The following is a 16,432-nucleotide window of genomic DNA, read 5'->3' as shown; positions in this document are numbered from 1 at the left end:
CAACTTCGACGGATTTTCTGGAAAATAAGTTGCCCCGGTGCGGCCGGTGGCAATAACCTGCAGGTACCGGGCGGGAAGCGCCTGGTCTGGGGAAGAACTTCTACAACACAGCGTAGACCGCAGGGCGGCTCGCGCGCGACAGAGAAAGGTGGTGTCAGTGAAATGAGGATCAACATGAAGCTCACGAACCCTGGCACCCGTCTGTCTTGCGTCGCGGAAGTCCCGCAGGCACAGCGCCAGGGCACCTTCATGCCCGTGAGCATCCTTGCCGCCCGCGGCACTCAGCGTCTCAACCGGCGCTGGGTTACCGCCGACGAGACCTTCGCGCACGCTGCCGCCTTCGGTGGGGCGTACCTGAACGGTGGCGTCGATCTGCCGGTCATCAAGCAGTTCCGTGTTCCGTTGTCCCAACGGGAGCGAAGTTCCTGACCTAGTCAGGATCAGAGGCTCACGAAGGCCGCGGAACCGGTTACCGGATCCGCGGCCTTCGTGTTTTTTGCTGCACAAACAAGTTGGCTGCACAACCTAATTGGGGTTCAGCGTTGTCCAGTTCCACCGTGAGTACGAAATCCGTTACGGCACAGAGGAGTGCACTTATGTCATCGGCCATAGCTTTCGCGCCGGGGGAGGCCCTGCCCTTCGCCGACGCAGGCGTCGTCGACCTGCTCGACGCCATCGACTCGCCCGAGTCGATGCTTCCCTGCCGTTCGGGCGACGCGGACCTGTGGTTCGCCGAGTCGCCGGCAGAGCTCGAGCGGGCGAAGGCGTTCTGCGCGGACTGCCCGGTCCGTTCCGCCTGCCTCGCGGGCGCTCTTTCGCGGCGTGAGCCGTGGGGCGTCTGGGGTGGCGAAATCTTCGAGCGTGGCGTTGTCGTCGCGCGGAAGCGGCCCCGTGGCCGCCCCCGGAAGAACCCGGTCGTCGAGCCCGCCGCGGAGGCTCGCTCCGTCGCGCGCAAGGTCGAGCGGAGCGCAGCGGCATGACCGTCGAACTCATCACCACCAGGGATTACGAGGCGCTGACGGGAACTCACGCGCCGACCGAATTGAACGAGATCAAGGTCGAGGAGACCAGCGAAATGTTGCTTTATGAAGAACTGTCCAGGGCCCGAATACGAGACCTCGAGGAGGGAGTCCGCGCGCAGCGGGCTCGGAGCGGCCCACGCGCCGCGCGCAGGTGGACCAAGGTCGCCCGCTGGGCGACTCGGCGAGCCGAGCGCTTCCAGGCCTGACCACTCAAGGGGAGCGGGGGACCTTTGCTATCGCGGCGCGACAGCAAAGGTCCCCCGCTCCCTTTTAGGACGTGATGCGGCTCGGGGTGGTGTTCACTGGGGGTATGGCCGTACACACGCATGACGACATCGATTGGTCTGATCGGCTTCGCTCGCTTCGCATGGCCGAGGCGCTCGACGCCGAGCCGATGCGGGCGGCGGCTCGGCGGCTGCTCGAGGGCATGCCGGACGCGCCGACCATCCTCGACGTCGGCTGCGGCGCGGGCGGGATGAGCGTGCTCTTCGCCGAGGAGCTCACTTCCATCGGCGCCAAGATCGTGCTGGTCGACGCGACCGAACATCTGCTCGCCGAAGCGCACGGAGTCGTCAGCGCGGCCGCAGGGGAGAGGGCCGTCGTCGAGACGGTCCATGCCGACGTGGCCGACGACGGATTGCCGGCCAAGCTCCCTGCCGCCGACCTGGTCTGGGCTTCCCGAGTGGTCCACCATTTGCCCGACCAGCAGGCGGCCATCGATACCCTCGCCCGGCTCGCCCGCCCCGGCGGACTGGTCGCCATCTCCGAGGGCGGCCTGGACTTCAACTGTCTCCCCTGGGAGCTCGGCATCGGCCGTCCCGGGCTCGAGGAGAGGCTCCTCGCCGCCCGCGGCGAGTGGTTCGCCGAGATGCGGGCAGGAATCCCCGGCTCCGTTTCCATGCCCTACGGCTGGAACATCGCGCTGCAGCGAGCCGACCTCGCCGACGTCGACTCTTTCGGGGTGCTCATCTACCACCCGGCACCGGGCCCGGAACTGCTTCGCGAGTTCGTCATCGAGCGGGTGAGCTGGCTGACGGAGGTCGCGGGCGATCGCCTCGACGGTGACGACCACGAGACCGCGGCCGCGCTCGTGGATCCGGCGAACCCTGCCTTCCTGGGCACTCGCGGCGACCTGTTCCTGCAAGGGGCGAAGACCATCCATTGTGGACGAAAATCGTGAACGGCCAGGCCACTTGCTCGTTGTGCGGCCGGATCCGCGGTGGCGACGAGGAACCCGCGCAGACACTCGCCTGGGTTTCCACCCGCGAGAAGAACGTCGTGCGCTGGATGTGTCCCACCTGCGCTCGCCGCCACACCCGCGATATCGAAGGAAAGCTGCCGGACGAGTACTGGTGAGCTCAGGCGGCGTCGATCCGGCCGATCGTGCGGACCTTCGGCCTCGGCGTCCGTGTCGCTTCGCCGAACGCCCTGACGAGTTCTGCCGCGACTTCCAGCGGAACCTTCTTCAGCTGGTCGATGGTGCAGCGCACCAGTACGGTCCCGGTCGCGGTCAGTGCCAGCGGGTGGAAATTCGCGGCGCCCTCTTTCGGCGCCCGGAATTGCCACGCCATGCCGATGTCGTCCCACCAGGCGTCGGCGGTACCGATGGGGCGCCCTCGCCTGTCGCAGAGCGTCGTGTTCCACGACGGCGCGGGCAGCGGGCAGCCGCTGAGGACCTTCTTCGCCAGCCCATGCGCGTACGTCTCTTCGGGATCGACCCGTCGCAGTGCCGCGCGCACCGCGGCCGAACCTCGCCGGTTACCGGAATCGAGCTCCTCGACGAGTTCATCGAGTGTGCACAGACCCCAATACAGCGGCAGCGAGATCAGCTCGTCGATTCGCGTTGGGTCGAGCTCCAGCCGGGCGAGATCGAGCGCTGCCCGGGCCGGTGGGGCGAACGGAACACCGTCGATCGTGGTCGGAGGCGGCATCCGGGTGGTTCTTCGCGGCAACATGCCAGGTTCCGCCGGCACGCGCCGATAGTCGGGGACCAGGAGATGGACCTCTCGTGTCAACGGGCAGCCGACACCTCGTGCGCGTAGCGCGTCGGCACCTGTCACCACGACCTCCGGCCCGAACCGTGCGACAGCGGCTTGCAGCAGCTGAAGCCGGGTGGGCACGGTGTCGCGCAACAGGATCACGCCCGGCATCAGCCTTCGCCAAGGACCGCCCGGGCCGCAGAGCTTCGCGGCGTAGCGCGCGGTGACGCCCGCCCTCCGCAGCTCGCGGCTGGTGACGATCCCGGATTCGCTGGTGTTACTGAGCGCCATGAGTCGGGCGCTTCGTGTAGTGGTCATGAATCGAGGATGACCGCTGGGCCGACCGGGTGGAACCACTTCCGCGAACTTGTGGACAACTCGCCCGAGCTGCCCCGTTTTCGGCTCTGTCGCCCCGCTCCCTGTGGATAACTTCTCAGGCCGCGAAGCCCGGCTGCCACCGTTCGACGATCGCGCGGGCGGGGATCTCGGCGTCGAGCTGACAGAGAATGCCGGTCGATCCGGCGGTCACCCGGTGGATCATCAGGTACTCGGGCGGCAGGTTGAGGGAGCGGCCGATCCGGAAATCCCGGCCGCGCGTGTCGCCGACCCGGCCCGCCTGTCGCTGCATCCAGCGACGGGTGAAGTGGAACGTGTCGCCCGCCAGCGGTTCGGTGAACGGCGCCAGGTAGGCGAGCACGTCATCGGCCCGCAGATCCGCGTCGCCCCGGATGAAGCCGGATTCCCTGAGCAGCTGCATCAGTTTCGCGGATTCGCCGTCGAGCGCCAGCCTGGTCATCTCGCCGAGGTGCTGAGGGATCCCCTCGGGCAGCCGGGACACCCCGCCGAAGTCGATGACGCACAGCCTGCCGTCGGCGGTCAGCATGAAGTTGCCGGGATGCGGGTCCGAATGCAGGAGCCGGGCTCGTTCCGGCGACGAGTAGTGGAACTCGGTGAGCAGGCGGCCGGCGCGGTCTCGTGTCTCCTTGTCGCCACTGGCGATGATCTTCGACAACGGGGTTCCGGTGGCCCACTCGGTGACGACGACCTTCGGCGCGCTGGCGACCACGCGGGGGATCAGGAACCCGGAGACACCTTCGAACGCCTTGACGAAGGCACGCTGGTTCTGCGCTTCGGCCTGGTAATCGAGTTCCTCGTTCATCCGCTCGGCGAGTTCCGCCAGGAGCGGCTTCACTTCGGTCCCCGGCACGAACGCCTGGAACAACCTGCTGAAACGCTGGAGCTGCCGGAGGTCGCTCCGCAAGGCGTCGTCGGCTCCGGGATATTGCACTTTGACAGCGACTTCGCGGCCGTCGTGCCAGGTCGCGCGGTGGACCTGGCCGATGCTCGCGGACGCGGCGGGCTCGTCGTCGAAGGCCGCGAACCGCTGCTTCCAGGTGCGCCCCAACTGCTCGGCGAGGACCCGATGGGTCTGCCGGGCGGGCATGGGCGGCGCGGCGGCCTGAAGCTTCGTCAGGGCCTCGCGATAGGGCTTCGCCATCTCGTCCGGCACCGCGGCCTCGAAGACGCTCAGCGCCTGGCCGAACTTCATCGCGCCGCCCTTGAGCGTGCCGAGGACCTCGAAGAGCTGCTCTGCCGCCTTGGCGGACAGCGTCGCGTTGACTTCTTCGGCGCTTTGCCCGGTCAGCCGCCTGCCCCAGCCGCCGACCGCCCGCCCCGCTATGCCGAGCGGGATACTGGCCAGCTTCGCCGTTCGCGCGGCCCCGTTACGGGGGATGGCGGCTTCACGGTCCTCGGCGTTGCGGGAGTCGGTCACCTTCGCGATTCTGCCTTGACTCACCGCGCCCGCGCAGCCTGTTGCGGGAGTGTATGTGGGCTACGTCGCTTGCCGTATCACCGAGCACCGCATCCGCATGCGGTGTGGGGCGGCCAGTCGCGATGCCGGATCTTGCCGTCGAAGAAGTCGATCTCCAACGTGGCGTTCCAAGCGGGCGGCGCATGATCGCTCGGGGACAGGAGCCTGAGCGCCTGTGCTGCGGCGAGCGCGGCGCAAGCCTGAACGGAGCCGAGATCGGCTCGCTGCACACGGCCGACGAGCTGGCTCGCCACCCGCGGCCAGGAATCGTCGCGACCGGCCCGGTGCAGGTCGGCGCAGCGCAGGCAGCTGCTGCGGCCGGGCACCACCAAAGGTCCCACGATGCCGACCCCGTCCCGGACGCGCACCGGGAGGTGGTTGACGCCGTCGCGGACGAGTTCGTCGACCACTTCGGGAGCAGGTACCACGGCGTCGGTGAGCAGGGCGAGTTCCGGCCGTCGGTCCGAGTAGAGCCGCGTTGTCACGGTGCTCGCCCTGGTGCGGTGCACGACCTGAGCCATCGCATCCCGGCGGGGCATGCCGATTTCGGCTTCGGTGTAGCCCGAGCCCAGGTCGCCTTCGAGAACCGTGCCCGAAGCCCGGACGTCGATGTGCCCGACTCCGCCGTTGGCGAGCAGGACCGCGATGGCCACCGCCAGCCTGCCGTCACCGTGGATCGCCACCGCGGTGCGCCCGCGACGGGCCGTCATGGCCGTCTGATGGTGGCGGGCGCGAAGCGACCAGAGCCCTGTCTCCGGTCTCGGCCTCGGATGTCGTTCGGACTGGCCCGCATCGGTCACGAGACCTCGGGCCGTCAGGTCCGTCATCAGGTCCCGCAGCTGGTCGTCGTGTTCGCTCTGCGCGAGCACGATGTCGTCCGCGGCCTGCTTCCCGTCCAACCCGCGGAGGGCTTCGGCCACCTCGGTGGCGACGCCGGCGATCACCACGGCGTGTGCGGGGTCGAGGCCGATCTGGATCTCGCCGTTCCCCCGTTCCAGCACATCCAGCCCCGGAAGCAGGGTGGGGAAGGCGGGCAGGATGATCGATCGCAAGTCCGGTTCGCGCAGGTTCATGATCGCAGGATCGCACCCCTCCACTGGCCGCCCGCCCGAAAGAACGCGAGTTATCCACAGGCTGGCCCCGTTGTGGACAACTGGAGGCTGTGACCTTTCGGCTCTCGGAGTTGTCGGTGACTGGCCTTACCGTGGTCGAGTGGTCGAAGCACGGACGCCCTCATTGAGGGGCCGGGACACGACGAATCCGTCGGACACTCCCGAACACAAGGTCGAGGTACGGCGTAGCCAACGCCGCCACCGGACCGTCACCGCGTACTGGGACGAGGACACCCTCGTCGTGCTGATCCCTGCCCGGATGACCCGGGCCGAGGAGAAGCACTGGGTTGCCGAGATGCAGCGCAAACTGCTGCGCAAAGGCCCGCGGCAGGCCGCGCCGCCAAAAGCCTCGGACGAGGCGCTGCTGGCACGCTGCGCCGTGCTCTCGGCGAAGTATCTGGACGGGAAGGCGATACCCGCGAGCGTTCGCTGGGTCCCGCCGATGAGGACGAGGTGGGCGTCCTGCACACCGGTCGACGCGACGATCAGGGTCAGTGATCGTCTGCGCCGGGTGCCGGCATGGGTGCTGGACTACGTCCTCGTGCATGAACTCGCGCACTTGAAGGAACCAGGGCACAACGCGGCGTTCTGGGAGCTCGTTCGCCGTTATCCCAAGACCGAACGCGCCATCGGCTTCCTGGAGGGTCTGTCCTCCGCCGCCGGATGGGGCATCGCGGCGGAGGACTGACGTGCCTCAGCTCTCTTCTTCGTCGCCCTTGGGCTTGTTCTTCTCGCGCTCGGTGCGTTCGATCTCGGCGATCGGGTCGATACCTTCGAGTGTCGACTCGCCATCGCCGAGGCGTTCGGAGAAGTCGAGCGGCTCGTCAAGGTCGTCGGCGGTCGGCATGAGGTCGGGGTGGGACCAGAGACCGTCCCGCTTCTCGATGCCGTGCTGGTCGCCGACCAGCTTCCACAGCGAGGAGGCCGCCCGCATCCGCCTTGGCCGGAGCTCAAGCCCGACCAGGGTGGCGAAGGTCTGCTCGGCGGGGCCACCCGTGGCCCGGCGGCGGCGCAGCGTTTCCCGGAGCGCGTCCGCGCCCGGAAGCCGATCGCCGATGGCCTCGGCGACGACGACGTCGACCCAGCCTTCGACCAGCGCGAGCAGGGTCTCCAGGCGGTTGAGCGCCGCCTTCTGCTCGGGCGAGGTCTGCGGCTCGAGCAGGCCGGAGGACATGGCCTCTTCGATACTGGCCGGGTTCGACGGGTCGATCTGGCCCGCGAGCTGCTCCAGCGCCGAAGTGTCGACGGAGATACCGCTCGCGAACTCCTCGACGGTGGCCAGGAGTCGCTGCCGCAACCAGGGGACATGGGCGAACAGCCGCTGGTGGGCGGCCTCGCGCGCGGCGATGAAGACCAGCACCTCACTGGTCGGCAGCTCGAGACCTTCAGTGAACTTCTCGATGTTCGCCGGCAGCAGCGCGGAGGTGGCCGCGGGGCCGAGGGGGAGACCGACCTCGGTGGAGGTGAGCACTTCGGAAGCCAATTGAGCGAGAGCGTTACCGAGCTGGGAGCCGAAGGCCATCCCGCCCATCTGCCCCATCATCGAGAGCAGCGGGCCCGCGGCCTGCTTGGCCTCCTCCGGCAGGGCCTGGACCCACGCGCCAGAGACCTGCTGGGCGACGGGGTCACAGAGCCGCTGCCAGGTAGGCAGGGTCTTCTCCACCCAGGTACGCGCGGACCAAGCGACGGTCGTCGTGGCCCCTGCGGGCAGGATCGTCGCGGCGTCCAGCCACAGCTCCGCCAGGTGGGCGGCGTCGCGGACGGCAGTGCTCGAGTCGCCGCCGCTGGACGACGAAAAGCCGAGTTGGACGTCGGCGCTTCCGCTGCTGCTGAGGTTCTGCAACGCGATCTGTTTCGCCAGGTCATAGTTGACCGGCCCGGTCGAGCTGCCGGCCTGGCTGAGCATCTGGCCCAGCTGGCTGAGCATCTGACCGAGCTGATTGAAGGCCTCGGCGCCGGAGGGCTGGCCGCCGGAATCCGACGGCTCGTTCTCGCCTCGTTTGTCGGGATCGGGCGGTCCGAAGCCGAACGGGGGTTTGCTCATGGCACCACCGTACGCGGCTCCCGGGTTTCACAGCTCGTCAAGTGGAGTGATGAGCGTGGCCTTCACCGAGAAGCGAACACGGTCACCGTACGCTGTCACGCGTGACAGAGCCCTCGGAGGAGACCACAGGAGCGCGGAGCCGTGCGGGCTCCGCCGGTGACCAGGACCGCTCCGAACGGCGGCTGACCCGGCGCGGCTGGACGCTGCTGGTCAGTGGCGCGCTGTTCGTCGCCTTCGCGCTGGTCGGGTTCTTCATCCCGGTGCCGTATGTGGCGATCAGTCCCGGGCCGACCTACGACACTCTCGGCAAGGACGCCGCCGGGCAGTCCGTGATCCAGGTCAACGGGCACGAGATCTTCCAGACCTCCGGCGAGCTGCGGATGACGACGGTCTCCCTGCGCGATGGCGGCATCACGCTGTTCAACGCGCTCGGGCTCTGGGCGAGCGGCCGGTACGCGCTGGCGCCGCGCGAGGAGTATTTCAAGCCGGGTGAAACCAACGAGCAGGTCCGGCAGGAGAACATCCAGCAGTTGCAGGACTCGCAGACCGCCGCCCAGGTGGCCGCGCTGCGCCGCAAGTTCCCGGTGAAGGTGCTCGCGAAGACGATCGTGTCCGGCAGTCCCGCAGATAAGGTGCTCGCCCCCGGCGACCGGCTTTTGGTGGTCAACGGGAAGACGGTCACCGACGCGACCGAGGTGCGGGCCGCCTTGAACGGGACGAAGCCTGGGCAGACCGTCCAGATCACTTTCAAATCCGACGGTCAGGCCGAACGCACCGTGCCACTCACGCTCGCGCAGCGGCCCGATGGGCCGGAGGGCTTCATGGGCCTGACCGCGGTGGACCGTGCCGACGTTCCTTTCGACGTGAAGATTTCGCTGCAGGACGTCGGCGGCCCGTCGGCGGGCCTGATGTTCGCGCTCGCAATCGTCGACAAGATGGAGCCCGGCGACCTCGCCGGTGGCAGGCATATCGCCGGGACGGGCGAGATCTCCGAAAAGGGCGTCGTCGGCGCGATCGGCGGCATCTCGTTCAAGGTGGTCGGCGCCCGCGAGGCCGGCGCCACCGACTTTCTCGTGCCCGCGCACAACTGCGCCGAGGCGAAGACCGCCGCGCCCGAGGGGCTGAACTTGATCAAGGTGTCCACACTGGACGAGGCGATCGCGCAACTCGAGAATCTCAAGGTGGGAAGGCCGACCGCCACCTGCTGACCGTCGCGGAAGCAAGGGACCTTTGCTACCGCCTCGTGGGTCTGCCGGAAGAGAGCAAGGGACCTTTGCTATCGCTCGCCGCGCGTCCGGGTCGGCGGTAGCAAAGGTCCCTTGCTCTCTTTCCGCAGTTCAGGGCAGCAAAGTTGCCTTCAGTGCTTCGAGCAGGTTGGGGGCCAGCTCCGGGTTCTCGATGATCTCGTCGACAGGGACGTCACCGGGTTCGGAGGGCTGCCCGGCACCGCGAAGCCGCATGACGCACGCACCGGCACCATCCCGCAGCACCGCTGCAACGAGGCGGGCTTCGGTCCGGCGCGGGTGGTCGGCGGCCGCTTGACGCAGGCGCTCGGCGTCGGTTTCGGGCACGACGGGAAGCTCGGCTTCGGCGTCCGGCGGCAGCACGATGATCTCCTGTGCGAGGGCGCAGCCCAGCACCAGATCGGGCCACGCGATCTGTGCCAGCGCTTCACCCAGGTCACCGTCGGGCAGAGCCTCCTGCGCGACGGGCGTCAGCGGGGCCGACGCGTCGAGTTGCCCGGCCAGTTCGGGTTGTTCGTCCAGCAACGCCGCGGTCGGGACCAGCGCGAACAACTGCGGGGGCTGATCCCAGCCTCCCGAAGCGACGAACTCCTCGACTTCGCGGGCCAGGCCGGCCACGCCCTGCTGCTCACTCGATGCCATTGGCACATCGTTCCAGGCGGCCGTGACAGCGGCCTTCCGAGTCCGGTTTGGGCGGGTTCCGGGAACTTCCGACGGCATCCGTAGAGTTAGAGCATCAGGGGCCGCACGCGGTACGCGCGCCCCCGCGAAAAGTTCACCAAACCAGGAGCGTGTGCAGTGGCCACTCGGCCCCCCGTGAGCCTGCCGAAGCTGTCCCGGCGCAGCCGGATACTGCTGATCATCGCCGCCGTCGTCATTCTGGCCCTGCTGCTGGGGGCGAGACTGCTGGACACCTACGTCGACTGGTTGTGGTTCGGCGAGGTCGGCGCCCGCACGGTGTTCAGCACGGTGTTGATCACTCGTGTGGTCTTGTTCTTCGCAGTAGGGCTCCTGGTGGGAGGGTCGCTCGCGGTCAGCTTGATGATCGCGTACCGGTCCAGGCCGGTCTTCGTGCCGATCTCCGGCAACGATGACCCGCTCGCGCGCTACCGGTCGGCGATCGTCGGCCGGATCCGCCTGTTCGGCATCGGCATCCCGGTGCTCGCCGGGCTCATCGCCGGCGCGTCCGCGCAGAGCGATTGGCAGGTCGTGCAGCTGTTCCTGAACGGCACACCGTTCGGCCAGACCGATCCCGAATTCGGCAATGACGTCGGCTTCTACGCCTTCGACCTGCCGTTCTACAACTGGCTCCTGGGCTGGCTGTTCATCTCGGTCGTCATCGCGTTCTTCGGCGCGCTGATCTCGCACTACATCTTCGGCGGCATCCGGCTCGCGGGTAAGGGCGGCCAGCTCGCCGGCCCGACTCGCGCCCAGCTCGCCATCACCATCGGCATCTTCGTCCTGCTGAAGGCGGTCGAGTACTTCTTCGACCGCTACAACCTGCTGCTGTCTGACAGGGGATTACCGTTGTTCGTCGGTGCGACTTACACCGACTTGAACGCGGTCCTGCCCGCGAAGCTGATCCTTCTGTGCATCTCGGTGATCTGTGCCGTCGCTTTCTTCGCCGGCGCGTTCCTGCGAAATCTGCAGCTGCCCGCGATCGCGCTGGTGCTGCTGATCCTGTCGAACGTGCTCGTCGGCGTCGCGTGGCCCGCGGTACTCGACCAGTTCTCCGTGAAGCCCAACGCGAACGAGAAGGAATCCGCGTCGATCCAGCGCAATATGGACGCGACGCGCCAGGCGTTCGGCCTGACCAACGTCGAGTACAAGGACTACACCGGCAAGTCCGAGGCGACCTCCGCGGAGATCAAGGCCGACAAGGGGACCGTCCCGAACATCCGCCTCCTCGACCCGAACGTCCTCAGCGACACGTTCACCCAGCGTGTCGGCCGGGAGAACTTCTACGGCTTCCCGTCCAAGCTGGACATCGACCGCTACACCCTCAACGGGGTCACGCAGGACTACATCGTCGCGGCCAAGGAGATCAAGACCGAAGGCCTCACCGGCAACCAGACGAACTGGATCAACAAGCACCTCGTCTACACGCACGGAAACGGTTTCGTCGCCGCGCCGGCCAACACGATCGACCGCGCGCTGAAGGATGCCAACTCCGACGGCGGTTACCCGATCGCCACCACCAGCGACACCCAGAACCCGTCGGGCGCTGGGTCGACCGACCCGAACAAGCCGGGCATCAAGGTGGACGAGCCCCGTATCTACTACGGCGAGCTCGCGACGGACGCCGCGTACGCGATCGTCGGCGGCAAGGCGGGGCAGGCCCCCGGCGAGTACGACACCGCCGTCGACCGTGCCTACATCTACAAGGGCTCCGGCGGCGTGCCGATCGACAACTGGTTCAACCGCCTCGTTTTCGCCGCCGAGTACGGAGAGCGCAACATCCTCTTCTCCGACGCCATCGGCGACGGATCCAAGATCATGTTCAACCGCGAACCGCGGGACCGTGTCGCCAAGATCGCCCCGTGGCTGACGCTCGACGGCGACCCGTACCCGGCGGTCGTCGACGGCAAGATCAAGTGGATCGTCGACGGCTACACGACGATGAACAACTTCCCGTACGCCCAGCAGACCCAGCTCGGCCAGGCGACCAACGACTCGCTCAGCGGCACCACCCGCCAGGCGAACTCCTCGATCAACTACATCCGCAACTCGGTCAAGGCCACCGTCGACGCGTTCGACGGCACCGTGACCCTGTACGGCGTCGAGGACAACGAGCCGGTGCTCAACGCCTGGAAGCAGGTCTTCCCGGGGCTGGTCAAGCCGAGCAGTGAGATCTCGCCGGACCTGCGGTCGCACTTCCGTTACCCCGAAGACCTCTTCAAGGTGCAGCGGGAACTCCTGTCGAAGTACCACGTCAACAACCCCGCGGAGTTCTACGCCCAGCAGGCATTCTGGAGTGTTCCGCAGGATCCGACGCAGGAAGGCGGCGTGAACGCGTCCGCCTCCGGGATCGCCAACCAGCCCGGCTACTACGTCCTGGCCACCGCGCCGGGCGACAGCAAGTCGCGGTTCCAGCTCACCAGTTCGCTGACCGGTCTCCAACGGCAGTACCTGGCGGCCTGGATGTCGGTGTCTTCGGATCCCGAGGACTACGGGAAGATGCGCGTCCTGAGACTGCCGACAGGCGCCAGCGGATCCACCCAGGTGGACGGTCCCGTTCAGGTCCAGAACCGATTCCAGAGTGATCCACGGGTCGCTCAAGACCGGACGCTGTTCAACAACCCGAACGTCACCGTCACCTACGGGAACCTGATCACACTGCCCGTCGCCAACGGCTTCCTCTACGTGGAACCGGTGTACATCCGGCAACGGAACCAGCTGAGCTATCCGCAGCTGGCCCGTGTCCTGGTCTCCTTTGGCACCAAGATCGGGTTCGCGCCGACGCTGAACGAAGCGCTTGACCAGGTCTTCGGCGCTGGCACGGGCTCCGGGGTCACACCGCCGCAGACCGGCGGCACCCCCGGGCCCACGACGCCTCCGCCACCGGGGACGTCGACGCCGCAGCCGCCCGCCGGCGGTAACCCGGCGCTCGACAAGGCCGCGGGCGACATGCACGACGCCTGGGTCAAGTTCCGCGCCGCCCAGCAATCCGGGAACTACGCCGACCAGGGTGCCGCCCTGGCCGCACTCGAAGCGGCCTCCAAGGCCTACGAGTCGGCCAAGGCCGCCCCGCCGGCATCCGGTGCGCCTCCGACTTCCGGCCAGCCTGGAGGGTGACGTCGCTTACCTAAAGGGCACCTGCTTTGCGCCTGCTCGAAACGCAGGCGTAAGGTAGGTGTCACGACGCGGGGTGGAGCAGCTCGGTAGCTCGCTGGGCTCATAACCCAGAGGTCGCAGGTTCAAATCCTGTCCCCGCTACAGAGGTTGGAGGCCCGTGTCTGCGGAAAACGCAGACCGGGCCTCCTTCGTATTTGTCCCGGGGGTCGAACCCCCGACCCCCGCCAGGGAGGCTCCGCCCCCTGGACCCCCGAGTGGTCGGTACAGGGGGTGCCCGAGGTGGCGGGGGGAGCAAGGGACCTTTGCTACCGCGTGGGGGTGGGGGCGACCCAGCAGGCATAGCCGTCGGGGCGGTACAGGACGGCTTCCGTGGACGGCCACAGAAGCGCTGTGACCAGCTGAGTGGTCAGACGTGGCGAGCGGGCGTGGGCCCGGGCGGCGTCGACGTGGGCCTGAGTGGTCGTCAGGAGCACGAAGCCGCCGTCGCGGAAGAGCGTGCTGGGACGCAGCGGGCCGGCCTCCGTAACGACGTCCTGGTCGGTGAGCCGCGAGCCAAGCGCGGGATGCGAAGTCCCGTGCGTCGTGTAGCGGATCCCGAGGCCGGAAACCATGCCCGACAGGTACCGGCTCACTTCGGGCAGTTCCGCAAGCTCGCCGAAGAGGGCGCGAAGCGCGCGTGACTCGTGAGAGCGCGGAGTCAGCCCCAGCTGAGCGGCGACGTTGTGCAGCACCTGTGCGCCGACGGGGTGCCGCTCGGCCTCGTAGGTGTCGAGCAGGTCGTCACCGGCCCAGCCGCGCACGGTCGCGGCGAGCTTCCAACCCAGGTTCATGGCGTCCTGCACGCCCAGGTTCAGCCCCTGGCCACCTGCCGGGAAATGGATGTGCGCGGCATCGCCCGCCAGCAGTACCCGCCCGACGCGGTAGTGCTCCGCCTGCCGCGCCGCGTCGGAGAACTGTGACGCCCAGCGGATTTCCGACACCGTCGCCGTCGTACCGTACGAGTCGAGCAGGGCCTGCCGGACTTCGTCGTGCGAGATGGCGGACCGGATGTCCTTGGGGCGCGCGGCCCGATCGCCGTAAACGAAGCGGTAGAGACCCGGTTCTCCCAGCGGAATCAGGCCTTTGAACGTGGTCGCGCCGGTCGGCTCGCCGACGTTCCGCATCGTTCGCCACTGTTTTTGCGCACCGGCGGGGATCTTGTCGAACAGGACGTCTGCGACGACCCCGAAACCTTCACCGTCCACACCCGGAAAGTCCACGTCGAGTCCTTTGCGTACAACGCTTCGTGCGCCGTCGCAGCCGACGAGGAACTTCGCGTGCAGCTGGTTCTCGCCACTCTCTGTCCGGTACCGAACAGAGACGAAGTCCTTGTCCTGACCGAAATCGATTACTTCGGCGCCGCGGCTCACCTTCGTTCCTTGTGCGGCAAGCCGTTCTTCCAAGTACGCCTCGACCTGTGCTTGCGGAATCCCCAGCTGGAAAGGGAATCGGGTGCCCCAGCCGTCGTAGCCGATGGGGATCATCGCGAAATGCCCGTCCTGCACCGTCGCGAACGAACGCTCCTCGGCGCCGTCCAAAAGTCCGCGCAGCTCCAGTATTTCCGCGGTCCGGGGTTGCAGGTTCAGTGCCTTCGACAGTCCTGTGCGCTCGTGATGCCGTTCCAGGACTGCGACATCGACGCCGGCGAGCGCGAGTTCGTGGGCCAGCATCAGCCCCGTCGGCCCCGCTCCAGCCACGATCACGTCCTTCCCCAGGTTGTTCATACCACTCCTTAACGACGTTAAATTGACCTGCGGCCAGCGTGCCCTTAACATCGTTAAATTGTCAAGGCGCTACCGCTGGAACGAGGGACAAAAGTGGGTCTGACCAGGCAGGACATCGTCCGCGTCGGGCTTCGGCTGCTCAACGACGTCGGGCTCAACGGGCTGACGCTCCGCCTGATCGCGCAGGAACTCGGCGTCAAGGCGCCCGCGCTGTACTGGCATGTGAAGAACAAGCAGGAGCTGCTCGACGAGATAGCGACGCGGATGTACGCGGACGCGATGCCGGGTCGTGTTCCCGAAGGAACGGGGGAGCGGGAGGCGCTCGAACTGGCGTCACGGGCGTTGCGCCGGATGATGCTTGCTTACCGTGACGGGGCGAAGGTCTTCGCCGGGACTTTCATGACCGATGACAGCCTTCTCGGTGACAATCCGTTTCAAGCGCGCGTCGACGCGGGACTGGAACCGCATCTGGCTGGGCGGGCGTTGTTCACCGCCTACAGCTACGTCATCGGTTTCACCATCGAAGAGCAGGCCGTTTACCCGGTTCCGGGCGAACGAGACCCGCGTTACGACGTCACGCCCACGGCCTGGGTGTTCGACGAGGACATCGAGGGCAGGTTCGCCGACGGGCTGACCATGGTGCTCAACGGCGTCTTCGGCTGGCTGGATGACAAAGTCGCGCCATAATGGCTGGTCAAAGGCTCTTCGGGAAGTTAGGGGTACCCGCCTGAAAGCCGGTTTCGCCCCCATGTAATCTATTAACACAACGACGCGGGGTGGAGCAGCTCGGTAGCTCGCTGGGCTCATAACCCAGAGGTCGCAGGTTCAAATCCTGTCCCCGCTACTGAAGAAAACGAAGCGCGGATCTGCGGAAATCGCAGATCCGCGCTTCTTCGTTTCGGGGATTCCGTGGTTCGCGCGGCGATCACTCCCCGTCGTTGGTCGGGGCGGGGGACGGGTTCCGCTGTCCGTGGCGAAGGCCGGTTGCGTAGCGTGTCCGGTCCATTGTGGACAGGCGTAGTGCGTTGGGCCGAATGAGCGCATATCACTAGCCACAATGGACAGATGTGTTGACCACAGTGGACACAGGTTCCGAAAAGTGGGACCGTAGAGGACGTGTCCGAATTGAATGCAACAGCCGCCGCACTGCTCGGTCTTCTCCACGACGGTCCCGCCACGGGCGGGCAACTGGTCGCGGGGGCGGGTGAGCGTTTCGGCGCCTTCTTCAGCGTGACCCGCAGCCAGGTGTATCGGGAGCTCCCCGCCTTGTCGAAGGAGGGCCTCGTCCGCCTCGGCAAGCAGGGCCCGCGGTCGAGCCAGCAGTACCTCATCACCGCGGCGGGCAAGAAGGCGTTCAAGACGTGGCTGACCTCCGAAGCCGGTCCTGACCACCTCCGCAGCCCGTTGATCCTGCGTCTCGTGCACGCCGGTTCGCTGACGGTCAAGCAGCGCTCGGCCCTGCTCGAGTCGGCCCGCGCGAGCTACACGCAGCAGCTCGACGAGGCCAAGGCCGCCACGAAGGCCGCCGACGGCCCGTACGCCAAGGCCGTCGCCGAGTTCGCGCAGGCGCAGGCGAAAGCCGCACTGAAACTGCTGGATTCCATCCCCCAGTCCTGACCCGGACAGGTGCCCACGGCCGGTTCCCCGCAACCGGTCGTGG

Annotated in this window: 16 protein-coding genes and 2 tRNA genes; 12 read left to right on the top strand and 6 right to left on the bottom strand. The window is 67.3% G+C overall.

Features of this window, described 5'->3' with window-relative positions:
* The first annotated feature begins 162 nt into the window (after nt 1-162).
* The 5 genes from BLW75_RS17710 (at nt 163) to BLW75_RS17690 (ending at nt 2,378) form a co-directional block, all read left to right on the top strand.
* Nucleotides 163-429 (top strand): hypothetical protein, encoded by a 267-nt coding sequence (locus BLW75_RS17710; protein WP_034322197.1) that lies wholly within the window; start codon nt 163-165, stop codon nt 427-429.
* Nucleotides 430-596: 167 nt separating this feature from the next.
* Complete coding sequence (locus tag BLW75_RS17705) at nt 597-980, top strand: WhiB family transcriptional regulator (protein ID WP_034322195.1); 384 nt, start codon at nt 597-599, stop codon at nt 978-980.
* Nucleotides 977-1,228, top strand: coding sequence for a hypothetical protein (locus BLW75_RS17700; RefSeq protein ID WP_034322193.1), 252 nt, complete (start codon nt 977-979; stop codon nt 1,226-1,228). Before BLW75_RS17705 ends, BLW75_RS17700 begins: the two co-directional genes overlap by 4 nt.
* 104 nt (nt 1,229-1,332) lie before the next feature.
* Nucleotides 1,333-2,202, top strand: coding sequence for a class I SAM-dependent methyltransferase (locus BLW75_RS17695; protein WP_034322189.1), 870 nt, complete (start codon nt 1,333-1,335; stop codon nt 2,200-2,202).
* Nucleotides 2,199-2,378, top strand: a complete 180-nt coding sequence (locus tag BLW75_RS17690) for a hypothetical protein (protein ID WP_034322186.1) — start codon at nt 2,199-2,201, stop codon at nt 2,376-2,378. The genes BLW75_RS17695 and BLW75_RS17690 overlap by 4 nt, the downstream gene beginning before the upstream one ends.
* Before the next feature lie 2 nt (nt 2,379-2,380).
* Here the strand turns inward: BLW75_RS17690 and BLW75_RS17685 are convergent, their stop codons facing one another.
* The 3 genes from BLW75_RS17685 to BLW75_RS17675 all read right to left on the bottom strand — a co-directional run bounded on the left by BLW75_RS17685 (nt 2,381) and on the right by BLW75_RS17675 (nt 5,887).
* Nucleotides 2,381-3,292 (bottom strand): hypothetical protein, encoded by a 912-nt coding sequence (locus BLW75_RS17685; RefSeq protein WP_034322183.1) that lies wholly within the window; start codon nt 3,290-3,292, stop codon nt 2,381-2,383.
* A 142-nt stretch (nt 3,293-3,434) separates the two neighbouring features.
* Nucleotides 3,435-4,775, bottom strand: a complete 1,341-nt coding sequence (locus tag BLW75_RS17680) for an ABC1 kinase family protein (RefSeq protein WP_034322180.1) — start codon at nt 4,773-4,775, stop codon at nt 3,435-3,437.
* A 77-nt stretch (nt 4,776-4,852) separates the two neighbouring features.
* Complete coding sequence (locus BLW75_RS17675) at nt 4,853-5,887, bottom strand: hypothetical protein (protein WP_034322176.1); 1,035 nt, start codon at nt 5,885-5,887, stop codon at nt 4,853-4,855.
* Between the two features lie 163 nt (nt 5,888-6,050).
* Here BLW75_RS17675 and BLW75_RS17670 point away from each other — a divergent pair, with 163 nt between their 5' ends.
* Nucleotides 6,051-6,614 (top strand): M48 metallopeptidase family protein, encoded by a 564-nt coding sequence (locus BLW75_RS17670; RefSeq protein ID WP_034322173.1) that lies wholly within the window; start codon nt 6,051-6,053, stop codon nt 6,612-6,614.
* Between the two features lie 6 nt (nt 6,615-6,620).
* Here BLW75_RS17670 and BLW75_RS17665 read toward each other — a convergent pair whose 3' ends face one another.
* On the bottom strand, nt 6,621-7,970 hold the full coding sequence (locus tag BLW75_RS17665; RefSeq protein ID WP_034322171.1) for a zinc-dependent metalloprotease: 1,350 nt from the start codon (nt 7,968-7,970) through the stop codon (nt 6,621-6,623).
* 203 nt (nt 7,971-8,173) lie between these two features.
* Between BLW75_RS17665 and BLW75_RS17660 the strand changes: the two genes are divergently transcribed.
* Complete coding sequence (locus BLW75_RS17660) at nt 8,174-9,178, top strand: YlbL family protein (protein WP_198935839.1); 1,005 nt, start codon at nt 8,174-8,176, stop codon at nt 9,176-9,178.
* 129 nt (nt 9,179-9,307) lie between these two features.
* Here the strand turns inward: BLW75_RS17660 and BLW75_RS17655 are convergent, their stop codons facing one another.
* On the bottom strand, nt 9,308-9,856 hold the full coding sequence (locus BLW75_RS17655) for a PPA1309 family protein (RefSeq protein ID WP_034322165.1): 549 nt from the start codon (nt 9,854-9,856) through the stop codon (nt 9,308-9,310).
* Nucleotides 9,857-10,012: 156 nt separating this feature from the next.
* Here BLW75_RS17655 and BLW75_RS17650 point away from each other — a divergent pair, with 156 nt between their 5' ends.
* Together BLW75_RS17650 and BLW75_RS17645 are read left to right on the top strand one after the other, a co-directional pair.
* Nucleotides 10,013-13,009, top strand: coding sequence for a UPF0182 family protein (locus BLW75_RS17650; protein WP_034322163.1), 2,997 nt, complete (start codon nt 10,013-10,015; stop codon nt 13,007-13,009).
* 67 nt (nt 13,010-13,076) lie between these two features.
* A tRNA-Met gene (locus tag BLW75_RS17645) sits at nt 13,077-13,150 on the top strand.
* A gap of 164 nt (nt 13,151-13,314) precedes the next feature.
* Here BLW75_RS17645 and BLW75_RS17640 read toward each other — a convergent pair.
* Nucleotides 13,315-14,772: an FAD-dependent monooxygenase gene (locus tag BLW75_RS17640; protein WP_034322159.1), complete on the bottom strand. Its 1,458-nt coding sequence runs from the start codon at nt 14,770-14,772 to the stop codon at nt 13,315-13,317.
* 93 nt (nt 14,773-14,865) lie between these two features.
* Here BLW75_RS17640 and BLW75_RS17635 point away from each other — a divergent pair, with 93 nt between their 5' ends.
* The 3 genes from BLW75_RS17635 (at nt 14,866) to BLW75_RS17625 (ending at nt 16,389) form a co-directional block, all read left to right on the top strand.
* Nucleotides 14,866-15,459, top strand: a complete 594-nt coding sequence (locus BLW75_RS17635; RefSeq protein WP_034322157.1) for a TetR/AcrR family transcriptional regulator C-terminal domain-containing protein — start codon at nt 14,866-14,868, stop codon at nt 15,457-15,459.
* An 83-nt stretch (nt 15,460-15,542) separates the two neighbouring features.
* Nucleotides 15,543-15,616: transfer RNA gene (locus BLW75_RS17630), tRNA-Met, on the top strand.
* 272 nt (nt 15,617-15,888) lie between these two features.
* Nucleotides 15,889-16,389 carry a PadR family transcriptional regulator gene (locus BLW75_RS17625; protein ID WP_034322153.1) on the top strand — a complete coding sequence of 167 codons (501 nt, stop codon included), beginning with the start codon at nt 15,889-15,891 and terminating at the stop codon, nt 16,387-16,389.
* Nucleotides 16,390-16,432 lie beyond the last annotated feature (43 nt).

The sequence above is a fragment of the Amycolatopsis lurida genome (genome assembly GCF_900105055.1).
Lineage (GTDB): Bacteria > Actinomycetota > Actinomycetes > Mycobacteriales > Pseudonocardiaceae > Amycolatopsis > Amycolatopsis lurida.
The sequence above is the reverse complement of the archived record's forward strand: the minus strand, read 5'-3'. Positions and strand labels throughout refer to the sequence as shown.